The organism is Novosphingobium sp. SL115, assembly GCF_026672515.1.
Taxonomy (GTDB): domain Bacteria; phylum Pseudomonadota; class Alphaproteobacteria; order Sphingomonadales; family Sphingomonadaceae; genus Novosphingobium.
In genome coordinates, this window is sequence record NZ_JAPPRG010000003.1 from 47,890 (window position 1) to 67,941 (window position 20,052).

A 20,052-nucleotide genomic window follows, 5' to 3' on the forward strand; every position below is an offset into this window, starting at 1 on the left:
TGATCGATGCGCCACCAGACTCTCTCCCGTTTGCTTTCGGCCAGCTCCATTTCGGCGATAGCGCTCTATGCTTCGCTGATGCCGGGTGGGAACGACGCTTTGCGCGCGCAAGTCGTCGCCGCAAACGGCAACACGCAGATAGGCACGGCAGACAATGGCGTACCGACGGTACAGATTGCCAATCCCAATGCGAGCGGATTGTCGATCAATCAGTACGATGCCTTCAATGTCTCTACGCGTGGCATTATCCTCAACAATGCCACGTCCGCGGATGGGAACGCCGAAGGCCGGGTGACGACCCAACTGGCGGGTCTGGTGCCGGTCAATGCGAATTTGACGACGGCTGCGCGTGTCATTCTGAACGAGGTTGTCTCGACCAATCCATCGGTGTTGGCCGGGTACATGGAAGTGGCAGGGACGAAGGCCGAGGTCGTCGTTGCCAATCCCAATGGTATCACCTGCGGCGGTTGCGGTGTTATCAACACGTCGGTCTTCACTCTGGCCGCCGGACGTTCACGCATCGACGCAAGTGGCGGATTGCTGGGCTTCGATGTCAGCAGCGGTACGCTGACCATCAACGGCGCGGGTTTGGATGCGCAGACCACCGATTACGCGGCGCTGCTTGGGCGCAAGGTGGCCATTGGCGGCGGGACGTTTGGCAAGGTGCTGGATGTCGTGGCGGGCAGCAACCGCTGGGACTACCAGAACCGCAGCGCTACGGCCATCGCCGGAACAGGCACGACGCCCGATTACGCGATCGATTCCACAGCAGTCGGCGGCATCTATGCCAATCGCATCCGTCTGATTGCGACCGAGGCCGGTGTGGGCGTGCGTGTGCTGGGCGATGCTGCCGCAGTGGCAGACGACCTTACGCTGAGCGCGGCAGGTGGTCTCGAACTGCGCTCGACCATGTCGGCAGCGCAGGATCTGAAGATTTCGACGAGCGGCAATGGCGGGCTTGTGGCGCAGGATGCGTCGATTTCTGCAGGGCGCGATCTTGGTCTGGCGGTCGCTGGCAATGCGGCGCTGACGGGCGGCGCCATTGTGGCGACGCGAGACCTCTCGCTGACCGCAACCGCGCTGACCGACGTTGCCAGCACAGCCTCGCTAGCCAACAACAACCAGCGCTATGCCGGTGGCACTCTGACGCTTGATATTGACGGCGCGATATCGCTGACCGGAACCACCTATGGCGCGGCAGGCGCTGCGGAGATCAGCGGTGCAAGCCTTGCCGCCAATGGCGACGGATTCCTCTACAGTTCGGGCAACGCGCTTTCGGTCAGCGCCACGACGGGCAGTCTGGCGCTCGGCACTTATGCGCTGACGGCAGCGGGCAGGCTTGCGCTGAACGCAGGCGGCGCGGTTTCGGTCAGCGGTGGCCGGGGCGGCGTGGTCAGTTCCGGCGGATCGGTTGAGATTACCGCTGCCGCAGGTCTGGACAACGCAGGCACGATCGCTGCGAATGCAGGCGCGGTGGCGCTGGCGCTCGGCGGCAGTTCAATAAACAGCGGGTCAATTGTGGCGCAGGGCAACCTTACGCTGGCTGACGCCGTCGGGGGCGCAACTGGCAGCCTGACCAACGCCAGCGGTGGGCAGATCCTGAGCAACGGCACGATTGATGCGCGGCTTGCCACGTTCGCCAACGCCGGGACTGTGCAGGCCGCCAGCGGCACAACCTTGCGCGCCACCCGCATTGAAAACACCGGGCTGTTCATCGCATCGACCGCCGCAACGGCTGATGGCACGATCACAGCGGGCAGCGTAAACAACGCTGGAACGCTGCAGTCTGCGCGTAACCTTACGCTTGACGTTTCAGGCACGCTGGACAACAGCGGCACGATCAACGCCGCAGGTGCGCTGGCGGTAACAGGCGGGGCAGCAACAAATGCCGCCGCTGGCGTGATTAGCGCCAAGTCCGTCAACCTTGCGGTAGCAAGCCTCGACAATAGCGGCAGGGTGATCGGCAGTGATGGCTTGACGCTGGACGCGACGGGCGCCGTGAGCAATCGTGCGACGATTGGCACCAACGGCACGCTCGCGCTTTCCGCAGGCAGCCTTTCGAACCTGACCGGCGGCACCGTGCAATCCGGTATCGGGGGGAGCATTGCCGCTGGTGGGGCTCTGCTAAACCAAGGCGCGATCTATCTTGCCAATAACAGCGGAAACGGCACCGTGGCAGCGGGCACGCTCGACAATCAGGCCGGGGCCGTGCTGGTTTCGCAAGGCGACCTTGGCCTGACGCTTTCGGGCGCTTCGCTGGCGAATGCGGGCAATCTGCTAGCTTCCCAAAACCTGACAATCACCGCAACAGGCCCGGCGCTCACCCTGACCAACGCAGGCGGCGCCTATATCCAGTCGGGCAGCACCAGCGGCGACAAGCTGACGATTGATGGCGCTGGCATCGCACTCGACACTGCGGCTAATTCCGTGCTGACCGGCAACGCGGTGGACCTTGCTGTGGCGCGGCTGGCCAATGCCGGGGCAATCAACGCGGTCACGGCGCTGTCATTCACGGCATCGGGCGCCGTTGCAAACACGGGCGTGCTGATTGCGGGAACGCAACTCACCGGGCGTGGGAGCAGCATTGCCAACCGGGCGGGCGGCGGCATGCAGGGCGGATCGGGCCTTGCGCTGACGGCCACTGGTGCGCTGACAAATGTAGGCACGATCCTCACCCCTGCGGCAAACGGAGGCACCGGCGCGGTCGTGCTGTCGGCCGGGACGCTGGACAATCAGGCCAATGCCATCGTGCAATCGGCCGGTACACTCACCGTCAACCTGACAGGTGCCGGTGGTACAAACGCCGGAACGCTACTCAGCGCAGGCAATCTGGCTCTGAACGCAGGCGCGGTTGCAGCAAAGCTGACCAATGCCGCAACCGGCATCATCGCTGCGCAGGGACCAAGCGGGGGCACGTCGGCGGTGCTTTCTGCCAGCGGCCTGCTTTCCATCGACAACCTTTCAGGCGGCAGGCTGCTGGGCGACCGACTGGCGCTTGCGCTCGCTGCGCTCGACAATGCCGGAGCTATCGGCGGCGCAGCCGGCGCGAACAGCCTGACCGCCACTGGCACAATCACCAACACCGGTACGCTTGTGCTGTCGAGTGACAATGGCGGCAGCGGCACCTTGGGTGCGGCAACACTGAACAATTCTGGCACCATCGGTTCGAACGGTACGCTGGCCGTGAACCTGACCGCCGCTCTTGCAAATAGCGGTACGATACAATCGCTGGGCAACCTCTCGTTCGCCACTGGCAGCAACGCCGCCACGCTCGCCAACAGTGCCACTGCCAAGCTGGTTTCGGGTGCAACGCTGAGCGTGACGGGCACAAATGCTGCGTTTGCCGATCAGGCTGGGCAGATTAGCGGGAATGGCCTTTCCCTCTCGCTTGCCAGTCTGACCAACTCGGGCAGCGTGGTCGCAAGCGGCAATGCCGATGTCGCCGTATCGGGTGCTTTGAGCACGACCGGACTTATCGGTGCCAACGGGACGCTGAGCCTATCGGCGGGAAGCGCCAGCATCGCATCATCTGGCAGGCTGCAATCCGAATTTGGCGGTGCCGTGACGGTAACCGGCAGGCTCGACAATTCCGGCCAGATCTATCTTGCCAACACCGACGGCACCGGCACCCTGTCGCTCGGTTCGGCAAGCGTTGCTGCCGGTGCGCGCATCGTTTCCAGCGGCAAACTGGGGCTTGCGTTCACCGGCAGCAGCCAGACGCTCGACAACGCTGGCCTGATCGCGGCGGGCGACGACATTGCCCTGTCCGGCACCAATCTTGCGATTACCAACCAGTCTGGCGCGACGATCCAGACCAATCCCGCCAGCCCAACGACCACCGGGCTGATCACCGTCACCGGCAGCGGTGTTTCGCTGACCAACCGAGGGCTGATCCTGGGCAATGCGCTGAACTGGTCGTTCGGCTCGCTCACCAATTTCGGCACGGTGCAGAGCCGTGGCAACCTCACGCTCGGCTTCAGCGGCGCTGGCGAGAACAGCGGCACGCTCTATGCGCAGGGAGGCACTGCGACGGTAAGCGGTGCTTCATTTGCAAACCTTGCGGGCGCGATCCTGCAGGCGGACAAGGGCACTACGTTCAACCTGACTGGCAACCTCGCCAATGCGGGGGCGCTAATCGGCTCTACCGACGGCATCGGCAGTCTTGTGGTCAATGCCGCAAGACTGTCCAATCTCGCGCCGGGATCAAGTGCCTCAGCCGCGACCATACAGTCGAGCAAAGGTGCCACCTTCAATCTGTCCGGGCCCGCGTTCGACAACACGGGCTACGTGATTACTTCGGGCGACATGGCGATCCGTGGAACGGGCGCGGCACTGGCCATCACCAATTCGGGCAGCGGCATCATCGCTGCTCAGGGCGCCACCGCGTCACCCGCCACACTGATAATTAATGGCACGGCGACGAGCCTGACCAATGCCACTAGCGCCGCGGTGACCGGCGATGCGGCGCAGTTGACGCTGTCCGGCCTAACCAATGCCGGGCAGTTCGTAACCGGCAGTGGCGTGGCAGACATCACCGTCAACGGTACCTTCACCAATGCCGGGACGTTCTTGACCAACGGCACGCTAAACCTTGGCGTAACCGATTTCGATAACCAGCTTGGCGCGGTGTTCGCGCCAAAGGACGCGACCGTGACGCTAGGGGCGAGTTTGGTCAGCGCCGGATTGGTCTATGTGCCCGGCGCGCTGACGCTGCTCGCCGCCAATGGCGATTCGCGCGCGCTCGATATCCGCGTGCCCTACTTCACCGGTCCGGGCGGATCGACCGGATCGGATGGCGTATTTCAGGTCGTCGGCAATCTGGCCATCCGCGCGAGCGGGGCCAACGTTTCGATCGGTACCGGGGCGACCATGCTGGCGGGCGGAAGGATCGATGCCAATGTCGGCACGTTCCGCAACTTCGGCACCACGCAGGCCACCGCCTCATCGCAGATCGTCACGGCGAACGAATTCCTCAATCAGGGGAACATCTATTTCGTTGCCGACAGCGGCCTCAATCCGGCTTCCATCCAGGGCGGCACGATCACCAATTCGGGCACGATCGAATCCGCGCGCGGGCTGAACGTCTTCGGCATCGGCACCGTCACCAATGCGCTGGGCGGCACCTTGCGCTCGAACGGGCAACTCTATCTGCAGGCGTCGGCCAGCGGATCGCAGGTCGTCAACAACGGATTGCTCGAAGCAGACAGCATCGCCACCGGCGTGGTGCGCGAATTCGTGTTTGGTTCCGATGCGCGGGCCTTGTCCAATACCTTCAGCTACATCGCATCGCCCGGCGTCACATCGCGGTTGGCGCTGGGCAACGGCGCGCGGATCAGCGCGACCAACAGCTTTACTATCGATGTCGACACCTTCTCGATGGGCAACCAGAACTCGGCCATCCTCGGCGGCAATGGCGGTACGTCCGCGCTCACCGTCCGCAACACCTTCTCGGTTCCGGGCCTGATCTACGGCGATGCCGGGCTGAACGTGCGCGGCTATGGCGACCTGACGATTTCCGACACCGGGGCGATCGCCTCGGGCGGGGCAACCGCAATCAACGTCAAGCCGGTGGCCTTCGCCGGCAACACCGGCAGCCTCTACAATTACGGCCAGATCTATGGCACGTCCTCGATCGACCTGCAGGCTGGCAACACTATTGCCAACTATGGCAACGCCTCGGGCACCGGCTTCCTCGGATCGATCGATTCGGACGGTTCGATCACGATCAGCACCAATGAGGCGGCGTTCGGCTATGCCGGGACAGTGCTGAACAGCAGCCAGATCAATGCGGCTAGCAGCATCACAATCAACACCAGCAACTTCTCGAACATTGTTCCCGGTGACTGGACGAGAATTACCAACGCTCCGGTCACAACGGCGCAGGGGGTCAATACGACCAGCGGAACCTGTGATCTCGCCAATCCGTTCTGCCGTGCCACGTTCTCGCCGAACATCGTCGCCTCCAACGCAATCGTCTATCAGATCACCACGACCACGACGCAATCCTTCGCCAATGGTCAGGCGGGGCCGTCCTATGTGCCGCAAATCGTGGCGGGTGGAGCGCTGACCGTGTCGAACTTCGTCAACGGGCGAAACGTGGGCGGCGTCTTGTCCGGTAACTCGGTGAATCTCTTCGGGGCCGGCGGCGCCACGTTCCTGCAGGATTTCCTCGGTCTCCAGAGCCAGCAGGACAAATCCGGCTATATCGACGTAACCTACACGACGTTCGTCTATGACAACAAAGGCAACTTCACAGGCCAGGTCAACACCTCGGGCATCACGAGGATCGACTGCGCCTCGCCGCCTAGCGGGTTCTCGTGCGGGACGCAGTCCGGTACGTTTTTCAACCCGACGCAAACCACGCAGAACGGCATTTATGCAAACAGCCTGAATGCTTCGGGCTTTGGCCTTACGGTTACCGCTGCGGCGCGGCCTGCGACGGTTAGCGCGACCAGCGGCACGACAACGGTCCCGACTGCTGCAACCGGCGCGGCTACGGGTATGACAAGCGCGCCTGTCGCCTCGGTCAGCGCCACGATGGCGGGCGCGGCAAGCGGCGTTGGCGGCACGACTGTGGATGGCGGTGCGGCGCTGGTAACCGGCCCGGCAACGTCCACGAGCGGCGTTGGCGGAACCGTCAGCGGGACGGGCACGGTCAGCGGGACTGCCGCCACGACCTTCACCAACCCGCTTAGCGTAACCACGGTGGGCGGCCAGCCGGCAGTTTCGTTCGGCGGCACGACCATTACTCTGCCGACCAATCCAAACGGTCGCTTCGTCACGGTGCCGAACAGCTCCAGCCAGTTCCTGGTGGAAAGCAATCCGCTGTTCACCACTGCGCTCGCCAGCCTCAGCTCCGATCTGCTCGCGCAGAAGCTTGGCATCGCACCCGATGCCCTGGGCAAGCGACTAGGCGATACCGACTACGAGGCCTATCTCATCTCGCAGCAATTGCTCGGGGCGACGGGTCGCACCCTGCTCGACAGCTACGCCAGCCTCGATGATCAGCTCTCCACCTTGTATGACAACGCGGCAAGCTATGCCAAGGCCAACGGGTTGACGATCGGCACGCCGTTGACCGAGGAACAGGCAGCCAACCTGCCCGGGGACATCATCTGGCTCGTTCGCACCAGCGTGGGCGGCGAGAATGTTCTGGCGCCGGTTGTCTATCTCTCCGAGGCGACCAAGTCAGCACTGGTCAAGGGCAGCGGGATCATTGCCGACAACGTCAACCTGCAGCTGACCTCGCTGGATAATTCCGGCGGGACCATTATTGGCACAAAAACCAATATCATCCGCGCAACCGGCAACATCTCAAACACCGATGGGGGGACGATCGCGGGCGGGCAAGTCTATCTCAAATCCGCCGCGGGTACTGTCTCCAACCTCAACAGCACGATCAAGGCGGCACAGAACGCCGTTGTGATCGCCAATGGCGATCTGACCAACACCGGCGGCACGATCAGCGGCGATCGCGTCGCGCTGCGTTCGGACAATACCAGCGTCGACATCAAGGGCGGCACGATCACGGCAGGGACCGCGCTGTCGATCGACCAGCAGGATGGGTTCAAGATCGACGGGACCAATAACCTGTCTGCCAAGAATCTCGCGCTGACCACGCGCGGCGGCAGTATCGAGGTGGCAACACAGACCCAGACCACCCAGAACGGCAAGACGATCAACACCGAGATCGGCCCGCGCGCTTCGATCACGGCCAGCGAGAGTCTGTCGTTGAATGCAGCCAAGGACATCTCGGTTCAGGGTGGCACGATCAGTGCGGGCAAGGATCTGCTGCTCAACGCCGGAAATAACATCGACATCGGGACCATCACGTCCACCGAAGGCGGCGAGAGCAAGGTGCGCAAAGGCCGCACCACCACCACCAGCGAATATGTGACCACGACGAACATCGGATCGGATGTGTCGGCGGGCGGCAATCTCGTGCTGAAAAGCGGCGGTTCGACCAACATCACCGGCAGCGACGTGACCGCCGGGGGCAACGCTGCGATCATCGCCGGGGGCGAGGTCAACATTGCTTCGGCGACGGACACCAGCCGCGAAAAGACGGTCGAGAAGTACAACGGCGTCTTCCAGAAGAAAACAACCACCACCGAAACCACCACCACCACCAATGTCGGCTCGAACGTGGCGACCGGCGGATCGCTCTATGTAAAGTCGGGTGGCGACACCAACATCACCGGTGGCAGCCAGATCAATGCGGGCAAGAACGTGGTGATCGATACATCGGGCAACGATCTGAACGTTCTTGCAGGCAACGACACCTCGACCACCACAACCGAGATGAAGAAATCGGGCTTCGGCGTCGCGGGCGGCCTTTATGGCAAGGAAAAGGTCAACAGCCGCGATGCTTCGACCACCAATGTGGCATCAGGCATTACAGCCGGGGGCAAGGTTGCGCTGATTGGCAACGAGAACGTCACGATCCAGGGTTCGAACCTGAGCGCGGCTGAAGGCGGCGTGATCGACGCTACCGGCAACGTGAACATCCTTGCGGGCAAGGACACGCGCGATGTTACCACCCGGCGCGAGACGGAAACGATCCTCGGCGTGTCAAGCTCCAGTTCGGGCAAGGCCGGTGCCAATGCAGGGGCGCTCGCGGAACGCAACGGCATCGGCGGAACCGCATCGGCGGGGGCTTCGGCATCGGCCGAGGGCGAGAACAAGTCGTCGCTGAACTTCTACAGCAAGACGGTGACCAACAGCCGCGAACAGAGCACCGCCAATGTCGGCTCCAACATCGAACTTGGCGGAGATTCGCAGATCTCGGCGGGCAAGACGCTGACAATTCAGGGATCGAACGTCGGTACCACGGAGGGCGACCTAACCCTGCGGGCCAAGGACGTCAACATCCTGACCGGCATCGACAGCGAGTTGAGCACCAGCGACAGCAAGACCACTTCGGTCGGAATCTTCGTCGATTCAAAGGGCGATGCCAGCGCAGGGGCCAATGCATCGATCAGCGGCAGCCTTGCCGACAGCAAGAACCGCGCTGCCATCGGCGGCGGGGTCAGCGCATCGGCCACGGCCGAGGCGAACGGGCAGGTGACCGCCACGATTGGCGTGCGCAACAGCACGTCGCGCGAAAGCAGCGTGAAGGTGAGCAATGTCGGCAGCAACGTGGGCGCGGGCGGCAACCTTAACATCATCGCCGAAAATGACATCACCACGGTCGGCGCCAACCTTTCGGCCGGGGGCGACGTGGCGCAGGTTGCGGGCAACAACATCAATAACCTTGCCGCGCAGGACTATGAATTCTCGTCGCAAAGCGAGAGCGAGACCACTGCGGGACTCTATCTGAGAGCAAACGGCAGCGCTTCTGCCGAAGCATCGGCAGGCGCATCTGCACAGATCGGCCAGAACGGAATCGCGACGCCTGCGGCCAACGGGCTGAAGGTCGGCGCCAAAGCTTCTGCCGAAGTCAGCGCGGGCTTCCGCGCTGCCAATGAAGCCAGCAGTTCCAGCTCCGGTTCGACCAGCGCAGTCTCCACCACGATCCAGTCTGGCGGCAACGTTGTCCGCATCGCAGGCAATGTGATCAACGATCAGGGCACCCAGCTTCAATCTGGCGGAGACATCCTCCAGCAGGCCACGACCATTACCGATCGCGCAGCGGAAAATACCGAGTTCAGCTCTGAAAACAGCCGCAGCACGGAATTCACCATCGGCGCCAACGTGCAGGGCGGCGTTTCGGGCGGCATGACCTCGGGCAGTTCGACCGGGGCGGGTATCAAGCAGACCTTCACCTACGAGCAGTCGGGTGAATCCCAGCGCAGCAGCCAGGCGGTCACCAGCAGCTATGATGCCGGTGGCAAGGTCGTCTCGATCACCAGCGGCAAGACCTCGCTTGAAGGCACGCAGATCAAAGGCCAGCAGGGCGTTACCATTCAGGCAGGGTCGCTGGACTACACGGCTGCGCGGAACACCGAACAGACTTCCAGTTCGGGCTTCTCACTCGACCAGTCGGTCACAGTGGATGTCATCGCCAAGAGCGTCGGCGTGGGCGTTGAAGGCGAGATTTCCAAGAGCTCCGGTGCGAAGAGCCAAGCTGTGACCGGAACGATCGAATCCGGCGCAGGTGCGGTGAACATCGTCACAACCAATGGCGACCTGCGCCTGCAAGGCACGCAAGTCACCGGTGAATCCGGCGTCAACGTCGCCGCGACCAACGGCAAGGTCTTGTTGGAAGCGGCGCGCTCGACCGAAACGACAAATGACCTGAACGCCTCATTTGGCGTCAACCTGACCGCGAGCAAGGGATCGGGTGGTGCCAACAGCGCTGGGATCGAGGTCGAAGCAGGATTGCAGATCGACAAGACGGATGCCGTCACCAATCAGGCCGTGCAGCTCAATTCCGGGTCGGGCCAGGTGAATGTGCAAGGCGGTTCGGTGCTGATGCAGGGCACGCAGATTGCAGCCGCCACCGGCGCGAATGTGGTGGCCACGCAAGGGCAGGTCATCAATCAGAGCGTCGTCGACACGGTGCGCGCTTCCGGCGGCGGGTTCAACATTTCAGCCGCTGCCGAGCAATCCGGCACCGTCGTCGCCGGCGGAACGGGCGGGTTCAACGCCTACAACGTAACCGACCGAACAACCACGGCGAGCAGCGTGACGTCGCAGTCAGGCGGTACGTTCGTGGGGAGGTCGGCTGGTCCCGTCGTTGCCCCGGAACTCGCCTCGGGCCCAGAAGCGCCAATCATCCGGCAGGTTGAGGGCGTTCCCGACAGCACCGTCTCGACCTCGAACACGGCCGAAAACAACAGCTTTGGCGCGCCTGACGGGCAGGCACCAAGCCTCGACAATGGCTCTGGCCTAACCGGGCCTGCACGAACAGTGTCGCTCGCCGCCCCAAGCCAGGCTACAGGTCGGACCAGCGGCACCGCCGCACCCTCTATTGGCCCCGTCGTCGCCACGGGCGTGGCACCCATAACCGGCTTGACTGGTGGGCAGACAGTGGCGCAGCGGGCCATTGCTGACGTGCCGCAGGCCATGCGCGTCGAAGGCGTCGCCGCACAGGTTCAGGGCGCGGCTCCGCTGCAGGCGCCGACGGCTTTGGCTGTTCCGCAGGCCGGTGCATTGCAGAATGGTCCTCAGTCCAATGTGCCCGTTGCGGTCACAGAAGCGAACGTTGGTAAGCCTGCTGCGGTACTGCCGACGCCGCAGTTCGTACCTGCGCCACCGACTGGTCCGGGTCAGCCACGTCAGCAAACGGAAGGTCCGATTGTCCAACCGACAGTGCAGAAGCAGCCTGACGCACCGGTGATCCAACCGACGGTGCAGAAACAGCCTGACGCACCAGTGATCCAACCGACGGTGCAGAAGCAACCCGAGGCACCAGTGATCCAGCCGACGGTGCAGAAGCAGCCCAACGCACCGGTGATCCAACCGACAGTGCAGAAGCAGCCCAACGCACCGGTGATCCAACCGACAGTGCAGAAGCAGCCTGACGCTCCGGTGATCCAACCGACGGTGCAGAAGCAGCCCAACGCACCGGTGATCCAACCGACAGTGCAGAAGCAGCCTGACGCTCCGGTGATCCAACCGACGGTGCAGAAGCAGCCCGACGCTCCGGCGAGCCAACCGACGGTGCAGAAGCAGCCCGACGCTCCGGTGATCCAACCGACAGTGCAGAAGCAGCCCGACGCTCCGGCGAGCCAGCCGGCGGTGCAGAAGCAGCCTGACGCTCCGGTGAGCCAACCGACGGTGCAGAAGCAACCCGACGCGCCCCCAGCTGTGCCTCAGGTGCAAGCGCAGCAGAGTGTTCCGTCAACAGCACCGGCTGTGCGCAACCAGCCCGAGGGGGCACCACCGCCCGTTGCTCCGCTGCCCAAGAACACGGTTCGTACCGTGGTTGATCGTCAGCAAAACGTCATCCGACCTGAAATCGCGCCACCCCCAGTGGGCAAGCCAATCACAGCGCAGACGGCCGCTGGCGGCGAACTGCCCTGCTGGCTGACGATCGATCCGAGGACAGGTGCCATCAACGGTCGACCGTCGCAAAGCGTTGCCGATGCGAATGTGCCGGTGATCGTGATCGAGATGGTGCCGCAAGCAGATGGCACGACACGGCGCATGACGATCGTGGTCCAACCCAACCAGTTTGGTGCCGGAGGCTCCGAATGCAGCATTGTCCGTACGACCCCCACGGCCGACAAAGAGCGTGGGCAGCGCTGAGGGCGATGGGGCTACTGTTCCCACTTCGAGGAGACCTGCGGAACCTGCCTTCAATGATCGGGCTGTCCACGTAAGTGGACAGTTCCGCTACAACGCACATCAGGACCATAAACATCACTTCACGAGTGAAGCGACGGCCTCCACAATCCGATCCGGGTCAACAGGCTTGTAGAGGATCTTCATGTCTTCGCGTTCAGCCGCCGCGATCCGGTCGGGATGTGTATCGCCGGTGATCATGAGGACGGGCAGCCCTGCGCCATGCTTCTGGCGCATCAGACGCACCGCGTCAGTCCCATCGCGCCCCCGCCTCAGCCGGAAATCCGAAACCAGAAGATCCGGCACTTGGTTGGCCGCGTGTTCCAAGGCTTCTTCGATCGTTTCAGCCGTGGCAACATCGTGGCCTTGGGCGGCCAACAGGGCGCCAAGACCATGTAAAATGGTAACATCATCGTCCAGCAGGATGACCCTTGCTCCCTTGGCAGTACCTGGCCGTTCGGTCTGTGGGACCAGCACGGGAGGCTGTTCGGTCCGCACCGACGGCGCCAGTGGTAGGGAGAAGCGGAACACGCTGCCGTGCCCGGGCTCGGAGGAAACTGTGATGTCTGTGCCAATCAGGCGCGCCATGCGCCGGGCAATAGCAAGGCCCAGGCCAAGCCCCTTTCGCCGGTCGCGTTCGGGATTGCCCAGTTGGGTGAAGTCGCCAAAGATCGTCTCTTGCTGATCGACCGGAATGCCAATGCCGGTATCCCACACTTCGGCGATCATGACCTGTTCCCGCCGCCGTGCCCCGATAAGCAGGCCTCCGTTATCGGTATAGCGGATCGCATTGGATATCAGATTGAGCAAAATCAGCCGCACGAGGCCGGGATCGGCATGGACGTGATGTCCACATTCATGCACCCGAAAGGCTATCCGTTTATCGTCGGCCTGAACGCCCAGTTCGGTTTCCAGTTGCCGGACAAGGTCGTCGAAGAAAAACGTCCTTGCCTTCGGCTCGATCACGCCTGCATCCGCCCGCGAAAAATCGAGCAAGGCATCCAGCATCTCTGACGATGCGTGCAGCGCACTGGAGGCATTCATGACCATCTCGCGTTGCGCAGGCTCAAGCTTGCTGCCCTTCAGCAAAGCCAGAAACAGGCCCGTGGCATGGATCGGTTGCCGCAGGTCGTGGCTGGCCGACGCCAGAAATGTAGACTTTGCCCGATCAGCCGCCTCGGCTGTCTGACGAGCGGCTTCCGCCCGTTCGGCCTGGCGGGCCAACCCTTCGGCAAGCTCTGCGTTGGCAAAACCCAGCGCGATATGTCGGTAATAGGCCTCTCCGCTGACCCGCGTGTTCATGTACGTGCCGATGCAATAGAGCATGGCCAGCACTGGCATCAGATAGAACGCGGGATTATCGGGGACGACCGTAACTAGATAGAGCATCGTCAGGAAGCTGACTGCGATGAAGGACGCGATGTAGACTGCGTGCACCTTTGGCAAAGCACCATAAGTGGTCACGCCGCCGCTCAAAACCCCGCCGAGCGCCATCACCACGAACACGAATTCCGGCGCGCTGATGTTTTGCCCGGCGATGGCCAGAAGGCTGGCCCATCCGGCCGCGTGGAGAGCTTGTGTAATGCAAAGCCGACGCAGCATCCGGTCCGGCGCAACAGCCACCATCGCGGGATCGTAAAACCAGCGCAATTCGGCCAGCTCTGCGATCTTAAGCGTGGCCTGCAGCCCAAACCAGGCCCAGATGGCCATTCCATGCTCGCGCAAGACCAAGGTAACGAAGGCCGACAGCACTAGCGTCATGCTGCCGGAGCGGGCCAGCATGCTGTAAACGATCCGGATCTGTTCGATCAGAATACGCTGCTGGGTATCCCCATCCTGCGTGTCAGGCGCAGACACCATCAGATCAGCCTTGCCTGTTCGGCCAGATAGACGGCGTTCGTGCGATTGGTGGCACCCAACAACTTGAAGATCTGCTGAACGTGACCCCGGACCGTGAATTCGGAAAGGCCGATCAGCCGTGCAATCGCCTTGTTGGAATGGCCTTCGCGCAGAAGGCCCAGAATCTCGATCTGCCGCGCGGTCAAAGGACGCAGCGCCTTGCCTTGATCCTCCGCGATCGTGACCGATGCTGGGACAGGTAATGCTTTGGCGATCTGATCTATCAACACTGTCGGCGGCTCGGCCTTCGACAGAATCGTAACACCTTCAGCGTCACCAAGGCGATCAACTACCCATCTCGCATCTTCGGATGTGATGATGAAGATTTTGGCTTTCGGCCAGTGCATGCGCACAAGAGCCAACGCCGCCTCTCCGCTTACGCCCACAAGGTTGAAATCAAGCATAACGAGGTCAGGCGTCTGGTGAAGGGCATCAATGGCAGCGCCAAGCCCCGGCTTTGAAATAAATTCCACGAAAGGAAAGCTTTGCCTGACAATCAGTTCTAGGCCACAGAGAAACAAGTGGTGGTCATCTATTGCCAGTATTCGAAATTTTTCCACTCCTACCCCGCTAAAAATTTGAATTATATGGGAAATATTGCATTTAGAAGGTCATCTTCATTCCCGTTTTACGGGTCCGGCTGAACGGTAACGGCATCCAGCTTTGATTTCCAGAGTTCCTGAACGCTTCATACGAAGCTCTGAATTTCAGCCCTGCATCGCCTTTTAGGGTTATGGGCGGCTCGGGATCCATCACCACGCTCATGAAGCTTGCGGCGCGGGCGATGTTCGCTTCGTCGAAGTCGTCAGCCATCATGCCGGGAACGGAATGGACGATCCGGTCGATGAGGTCCTGCGGCAGTGCGTTGTAGTCGCCCTCGTCGATGGCGATGAAGCAGCCGTTGTCGTCCTTGATGACGTGCTGGTCGAAGAAGCTGTGCTGGGCCCAGGTCAGGAACGGGACGCCCACGGCCCGCCGCGCAGCGGGGGCGGGAGAGCCGCCCTTCTTGACGCGGGCCAGCAGGCCGTCAGGCCGTTACTGGCGAGGGCTAGAAGTGAACGAGCCGGGCCATGAAAGGGTGCGTCCCGATCGACAAAAAAGAAGGGCATCCGGCGGTGAAACCGGACACCCTTCTGGTTGACTGGATCGTTGACGCCCCCGCTCAAAACGGCGGGAGATCGTCCCCATTGGCGACGCGCTTCATCGCCGGGCGTTCGGTCTGCGCCGGGGCCTTTGCTCGCGCAGCCGGAGCCTCGTTCCGGGCCGAAGCATCGCGCACGATGTGCAAGGAGATGCGGGCTTCGCGCAGCCGATCGGCAAGGTTTGCCTGGATACTGCCACCGCTGCACACCACGGCCTCGACCGGCTTGAATGCGAGCATACGCGCATTGCGCTGATAGGGCGCCGACGGTCCCCGCGAGGTATCGGGCTTGCACAGGATCACCGGAACATTGTGGCGCGAGGCCCAGGCTGCGGTGATCACGTCCGCGCCCTTGTTCTGCGCGGTCGTCGCCAACGCCATCGACGGCACACGCGCGTGGATCGCATCGACTTAGTCTTCAACGAGTGCAATGTCGGAGAACCGCTGTCCGCCCGAGAATACCACCACCGGACCCGACGGCGCGAACTGCTCGCGCCGCTGCGCCTTCTGGGCCGCGGGAATCCGATACTCCTGTTCAGAATGTCGGCATAGTATCAATTCGACGGTCGAATTGGATTGGCTGCAGCTGATCGAACACCGAACCCATGCGCGGCGGTGACAGCTTTGCAGCCGATTTACCCTGCATTTTCCCAATTCCACATTTTGCAGGGTAAGCGGGGAAGGGCGATCCGGCTCCCACCCCTTCAAAGGCGGTCAAACACCGATCCCATACGCGGGGAAAACAGTCGCTCGTAGGTCTTCAGCAGGTGCGTGTCGGTCATCGCCGCGACGTAGTCGCAGATGATCCGCAAGCTCCCGCCCGCCGCTTCGAACTTGACAAGTTCATCGCGCGGGAGGAGGCGCTGAGGGTCTGCCTGCATCGCCTCGAACACGGCGACGACCATGCCCTGGCCCTTGAATTCGAGATGCTGGACGGCGGGCGATGTGATCACATCGCGCACGACGAAGTCCTGCAGAACATCGAGGAATTCCCGCTGGGGCGAGGCAACGCGCACGCGCCAGCGCAGGAACGGCGCGGCAAACTCAGGGAACTCGACGAACTCTACGGCAGTCAGGAAATGATGGACCAGGCGGCCGATGAAGCGCTTGCGTGAAGCGGCCCCGCCGAACAGGCCATCGATCAGCTGGGCGAAGACGTCGTTCTCGCTTTCGCCGGGGTACTTGGTCTTGAGCGCATCGAGAAACGAAGGGCACTTGTCCTGCAGTGATGCAGCAAAAGCATCCCTGGAGACGAGATCAAGCGCGATCGCATCTTCAAGGTCATGGACCCCGTAGGCAATGTCGTCGGCGGCATCCATGATCGAGCAATCGAGCGCCTTGTGGAGCGGCTTGCCGTGCTTGCCGTCCTGCGCCGCGAAGGCCTGAAAGGCCTCGCGGTCGGCAGCCGAAAAGGGCGCGAGGATCCAGTCGACGACGTCCTGTTCGCTATCTAGATAGCACTTGGGCGGCTTGCTCGTGCGGCCATCGAGGATCTTGATCGTCGTCGGGCCGCTGAGCAGGGCAGGGACAAGCGCCGGATTGGCGATACGGCCAAAGACGACGGGGTACTTCAGGACCCCGAGCATCGTACGGCGGGAAAGGTTTGCACCGGCTCCGGCCGAGAAGTTCTCAAGCCGGGCGAGTATCCGCAGGGTCTGGCCATTCCCCTCGAAGCCGCCGGCTTCGCGCATGCAATAGTTGAGCGCGATTTCGCCGCCATGCCCGAAGGGCGGGTGACCAAAGTCGTGTGTGCAACCGATCGAATGGATGGTGCCACGATCGGGTAAAAGGAGCCTCGCCGGATGATCCGTATAGGACTTCTCGAGCTGGCGCGTGATGCCGCCAGCTATTTGGGCAACCTCGAGCGAGTGGGTCAGGCGGGTACGGTAGAAGTCGCTGTCGCCAAGATTGAGAATCTGCGTCTTGCCCTGGAGTCGCCGGAAGGAGGCCGAGTGAATGACGCGCGCATAGTCGATTTCGCCATCGTCGCGCGCGTCCTCGCTTTGCGGCGTCCAGCCCTCGCGGCGGGCCGACCAGTCCCTCGACGCGACCATGGCTTAACGGATCACCGAAACGGTGACACCAGCGGCATCGGCCATGGTCCGCCACTGCTTGTCCGCGGTCAGGGCAGGGAGGCCGTCGCGGCAGGCCAACGCAAGGCAGAACCGGTCGCCGAGCGACAGGCCGGCTTCTCCCGTCAAGGCGCGCAAGCGTCCGGCGATCGTGGCAAGGCCGTGGTCCGCATCGACGATAGTCATCGGCAGGGGCTTCAGCATCGCATCGACCTCGCTGCCGGCATGCCAGCGTGGATGAAGTGACTGACGACTTTGGCAAAGTTGACGCTGGACATGCGGGCATCCGCGATGGCGTTGGCAACCTTGTCGGCGCCGGGCTCGTCCCGGAGCAAGGCAAGGCGCGCCGATGCATCAAGCACCACTTCGCTCATTCGCCGGATTCCTCACGGCGGCAGACTAGAAAGGCGTCAACCGTGGCCTCGGGGTTTCCGCGTGTGTACATTTTCGCGAGCGCCTGCGCGTGGGCGATCGACTGAGCAACCCTGCGCAGAATGACTCCGTCCTCGGTTTCCTCAACCAGCAAGGCGCCGTCACCGGCCAGGCCGAGCCACTTGCGGATATCGGCCGGCAGGCTCATGCGTCCTTTAGGGGTGATCGTCACTTGAACCGTCATGGCAGTGCTCCAGATCGCCCGACGTGACCCTACGAGTTCATATTGGGACTCGAACTGCAGCTTATGCAACTAAAGTGAAAACGTGTCACGCACGTCAAACTGTGGCACGATTGTGTTGATCAAATTATAGGAGAACTTATCAGGCTCTCCTAAGCGGAATTGCGCGACTAAGGAGCTGTAAGACCTTGTAATCGGCGGCAGAGCAGACGGCCTGACAGACATTTTCTATCGTGTCCATCACATCAACTGGCGCGTTCCAAAGGAGGGCTCAAATGGCTCCCTCAGCACCTGTGTTTAAGTTGGATAATAATAGTTTTGTTAAACTGGGCTTTTTTCTAGGAAAAAGCCATGCGGACTTTGTTGTCGCAAGCGCCAACCGACCGGGTTGGGCGTTATCCCAAGCATACTTTCCAGTTGCGTGAACTGCCGTTTACGGCGGTTCCATTTATGATTGCGCCGGTCTTGCCGGGCGAAACGCTCAACAACCTGTATTTCGAAAGCCGCGTCATTTCTGATCCGGTTTTGAACTCAATCATCGGCTGGAAGAAAGAATATTATTTCTTCTACGTCCGTATCACTGACCTCCTCGTTGACGCAATCCGCGATATGTTCATCGATCCGGCAAATACCGATTTGTCGGCTACCTACGGTATTGCGGCGAACAGCCAGCCTTTCTATACCGCAAAGGGCGGCATCGATTACGCCAAGCGTTCGTATGAAAAAATTGTTCAACATTTTTTCCGCGATGAAGACGAAACGCTCGCCACTGCCACTACTGCCGACGGCCTCGGCATCGTGCAAATCCGTGAACAAAGCTGGATGGACAGCTTGACGGATGATCTGCCTGGACAATCCGCTGTCACCACGGCGAGCAACGCTCAAGACTTCGATGCTCTCATGGATGCGTTCGAACAGCTTCGCGCGCTCGGCATTGCCAATATGTCGTATGAGGATTTTCTCCGTTCCTACGGCATTGCAATTCCTGCCAAGGATGAGGGCAAGCCTGAAATGCTCGCTCGCTTTTCCGATTATCAATACCCCTCGAATACCATCAATCCGACGTCGGGGACTCCAACGTCGGCCCTTTCTTGGGTATTCAAGAACGGTTCCAAGGAACGCAAGTTCTTCAAGGAACCCGGTTTTGTCATCGGCATTTCTGTTACGCGGCCCAAGATTTATTTCTCCGGCCTCGCCGGCAACATGGCCGCTCACATGACGCGCGCGTGGGACTGGATGCCTAACTATCTTGACGGTCATCCCGAAACGCAGCTCAAGCGTTTTTCGTCGGACTCCGGGCCGCTCGGAGATCGCACGACTGCGACCGATGAATATTGGGCAGATATGCGCGATCTGCTGATCCACGGCGATCAGTGGCAGAACATGGTGGCGTTCGCTGCCGCTCCCGCCACTACTGGCGCAAATCACCTTCTTCCACTTCCCGACGGTGCAAATCACAAGTGGAAGTATCCAACTGAAGCAATGTGCAAATCGTTCTTTGTCGATGCTGGGGGCACGAATTTCTATGTTCGCCAAGACGGATACGTTTCACTTGCAGTCCGCGGTAAGCAAGTTGACTTCACCCAGGGCAATATCGCCCAAGTCTGAACCAATTCTGGATGGAATCGGATTTCGTTATGAACAAACATCTGGAAGGCTCCTGTGGCGACGCGGCGATAGCTTTAGGTTTGTCGCCACTGGCTACGCTGGCGCTCCGGGTTTCGTTAATGATCCTGACGCGGATCATTTACGTCAAAGAGGGCCAATCCCTCGCGGTCAATATTGGATACGCGAGCGCAAGCATTCGCGTTTCCAAAGTCCGGCGTTCTTCCTCGACCCGTTCGAGGAAAACGAAATGCACGGACGAAGCGGGTTCTGGATCCATGGCGACAACGCCCGGCTTAACCGCAGTGGGTCAACCGGCTGTATTGTCATCGGATGGCATGATCGAGCATGGATCGGACGTCAAATCAGCGGCAACCATGTTAGCCCTGTATTGATCGTTACCCGCTGACACCGAAAAACCCGGCGCTGCTCTTATTCAAAGAGGGCTGTAGGCGTCGGGTTTTTTTGCGCCCGCTGGGCGCATTCCTTCTGTG

The 20,052-nt window shown here is 61.5% G+C and carries 9 protein-coding genes and 1 pseudogene; 3 read left to right on the forward strand and 7 right to left on the reverse strand.

Annotation, left to right across the window (positions count from 1 at the left end; all coding sequences use genetic code 11):
• Positions 1-6: 6 nt before the first annotated feature.
• Positions 7-12,192, forward strand: coding sequence for a two-partner secretion domain-containing protein (locus OVA07_RS16525; protein ID WP_268172778.1), 12,186 nt, complete (start codon positions 7-9; stop codon positions 12,190-12,192).
• Positions 12,193-12,306: 114 nt separating this feature from the next.
• Here OVA07_RS16525 and OVA07_RS16530 read toward each other — a convergent pair whose 3' ends face one another.
• The 7 genes and pseudogenes from OVA07_RS16530 to OVA07_RS16560 form a co-directional block, all read right to left on the reverse strand.
• Positions 12,307-14,088 carry an ATP-binding response regulator gene (locus OVA07_RS16530; RefSeq protein ID WP_268172779.1) on the reverse strand — a complete coding sequence of 594 codons (1,782 nt, stop codon included), beginning with the start codon at positions 14,086-14,088 and terminating at the stop codon, positions 12,307-12,309.
• Positions 14,088-14,687, reverse strand: coding sequence for a response regulator transcription factor (locus OVA07_RS16535; protein ID WP_268172780.1), 600 nt, complete (start codon positions 14,685-14,687; stop codon positions 14,088-14,090). Before OVA07_RS16535 ends, OVA07_RS16530 begins: the two co-directional genes overlap by 1 nt.
• A gap of 43 nt (positions 14,688-14,730) precedes the next feature.
• Complete coding sequence (locus tag OVA07_RS16540; protein ID WP_268173294.1) at positions 14,731-15,096, reverse strand: hypothetical protein; 366 nt, start codon at positions 15,094-15,096, stop codon at positions 14,731-14,733.
• 193 nt (positions 15,097-15,289) lie between these two features.
• Positions 15,290-15,670 (reverse strand): SLOG family protein, encoded by a 381-nt coding sequence (locus OVA07_RS16545; RefSeq protein WP_268173276.1) that lies wholly within the window; start codon positions 15,668-15,670, stop codon positions 15,290-15,292.
• 302 nt (positions 15,671-15,972) lie between these two features.
• On the reverse strand, positions 15,973-17,322 hold the full coding sequence (locus OVA07_RS16550) for an anti-phage deoxyguanosine triphosphatase (RefSeq protein WP_268172781.1): 1,350 nt from the start codon (positions 17,320-17,322) through the stop codon (positions 15,973-15,975).
• A 3-nt stretch (positions 17,323-17,325) separates the two neighbouring features.
• A pseudogene (locus OVA07_RS16555) lies at positions 17,326-17,714 on the reverse strand (PIN domain-containing protein).
• Complete coding sequence (locus OVA07_RS16560) at positions 17,711-17,956, reverse strand: AbrB/MazE/SpoVT family DNA-binding domain-containing protein (RefSeq protein ID WP_268172782.1); 246 nt, start codon at positions 17,954-17,956, stop codon at positions 17,711-17,713. Before OVA07_RS16560 ends, OVA07_RS16555 begins: the two are co-directional and overlap by 4 nt.
• Positions 17,957-18,304: 348 nt before the next feature.
• Between OVA07_RS16560 and OVA07_RS16565 the strand changes: the two genes are divergently transcribed.
• The gene (locus tag OVA07_RS16565; RefSeq protein ID WP_268172783.1) at positions 18,305-19,561 is read left to right on the forward strand and encodes a hypothetical protein; all 1,257 of its coding nucleotides are present in this window, start codon (positions 18,305-18,307) and stop codon (positions 19,559-19,561) included.
• A complete protein-coding gene (locus OVA07_RS16570; protein WP_442789675.1) occupies positions 19,479-19,967 on the forward strand; it encodes a tlde1 domain-containing protein in 489 nt (162 codons plus the stop codon). Before OVA07_RS16565 ends, OVA07_RS16570 begins: the two co-directional genes overlap by 83 nt.
• The last annotated feature ends 85 nt before the right edge of the window (positions 19,968-20,052 follow it).

Excerpts from the sequence above, each read along its gene's own strand:
- OVA07_RS16525 (WP_268172778.1), top strand. The coding sequence starts at position 7 with ATGCGCCACCAGACTCTCTCCCGTTTGCTTTCGGCCAGCTCCATTTCG.
- OVA07_RS16530 (WP_268172779.1), bottom strand. The coding sequence starts at position 14,088 with ATGGTGTCTGCGCCTGACACGCAGGATGGGGATACCCAGCAGCGTATT.
- OVA07_RS16550 (WP_268172781.1), bottom strand. The coding sequence starts at position 17,322 with ATGGTCGCGTCGAGGGACTGGTCGGCCCGCCGCGAGGGCTGGACGCCG.
- OVA07_RS16560 (WP_268172782.1), bottom strand. The coding sequence starts at position 17,956 with ATGACGGTTCAAGTGACGATCACCCCTAAAGGACGCATGAGCCTGCCG.
- OVA07_RS16565 (WP_268172783.1), top strand. The coding sequence starts at position 18,305 with ATGCGGACTTTGTTGTCGCAAGCGCCAACCGACCGGGTTGGGCGTTAT.
- OVA07_RS16570 (WP_442789675.1), top strand. The coding sequence starts at position 19,479 with ATGTTCGCCAAGACGGATACGTTTCACTTGCAGTCCGCGGTAAGCAAG.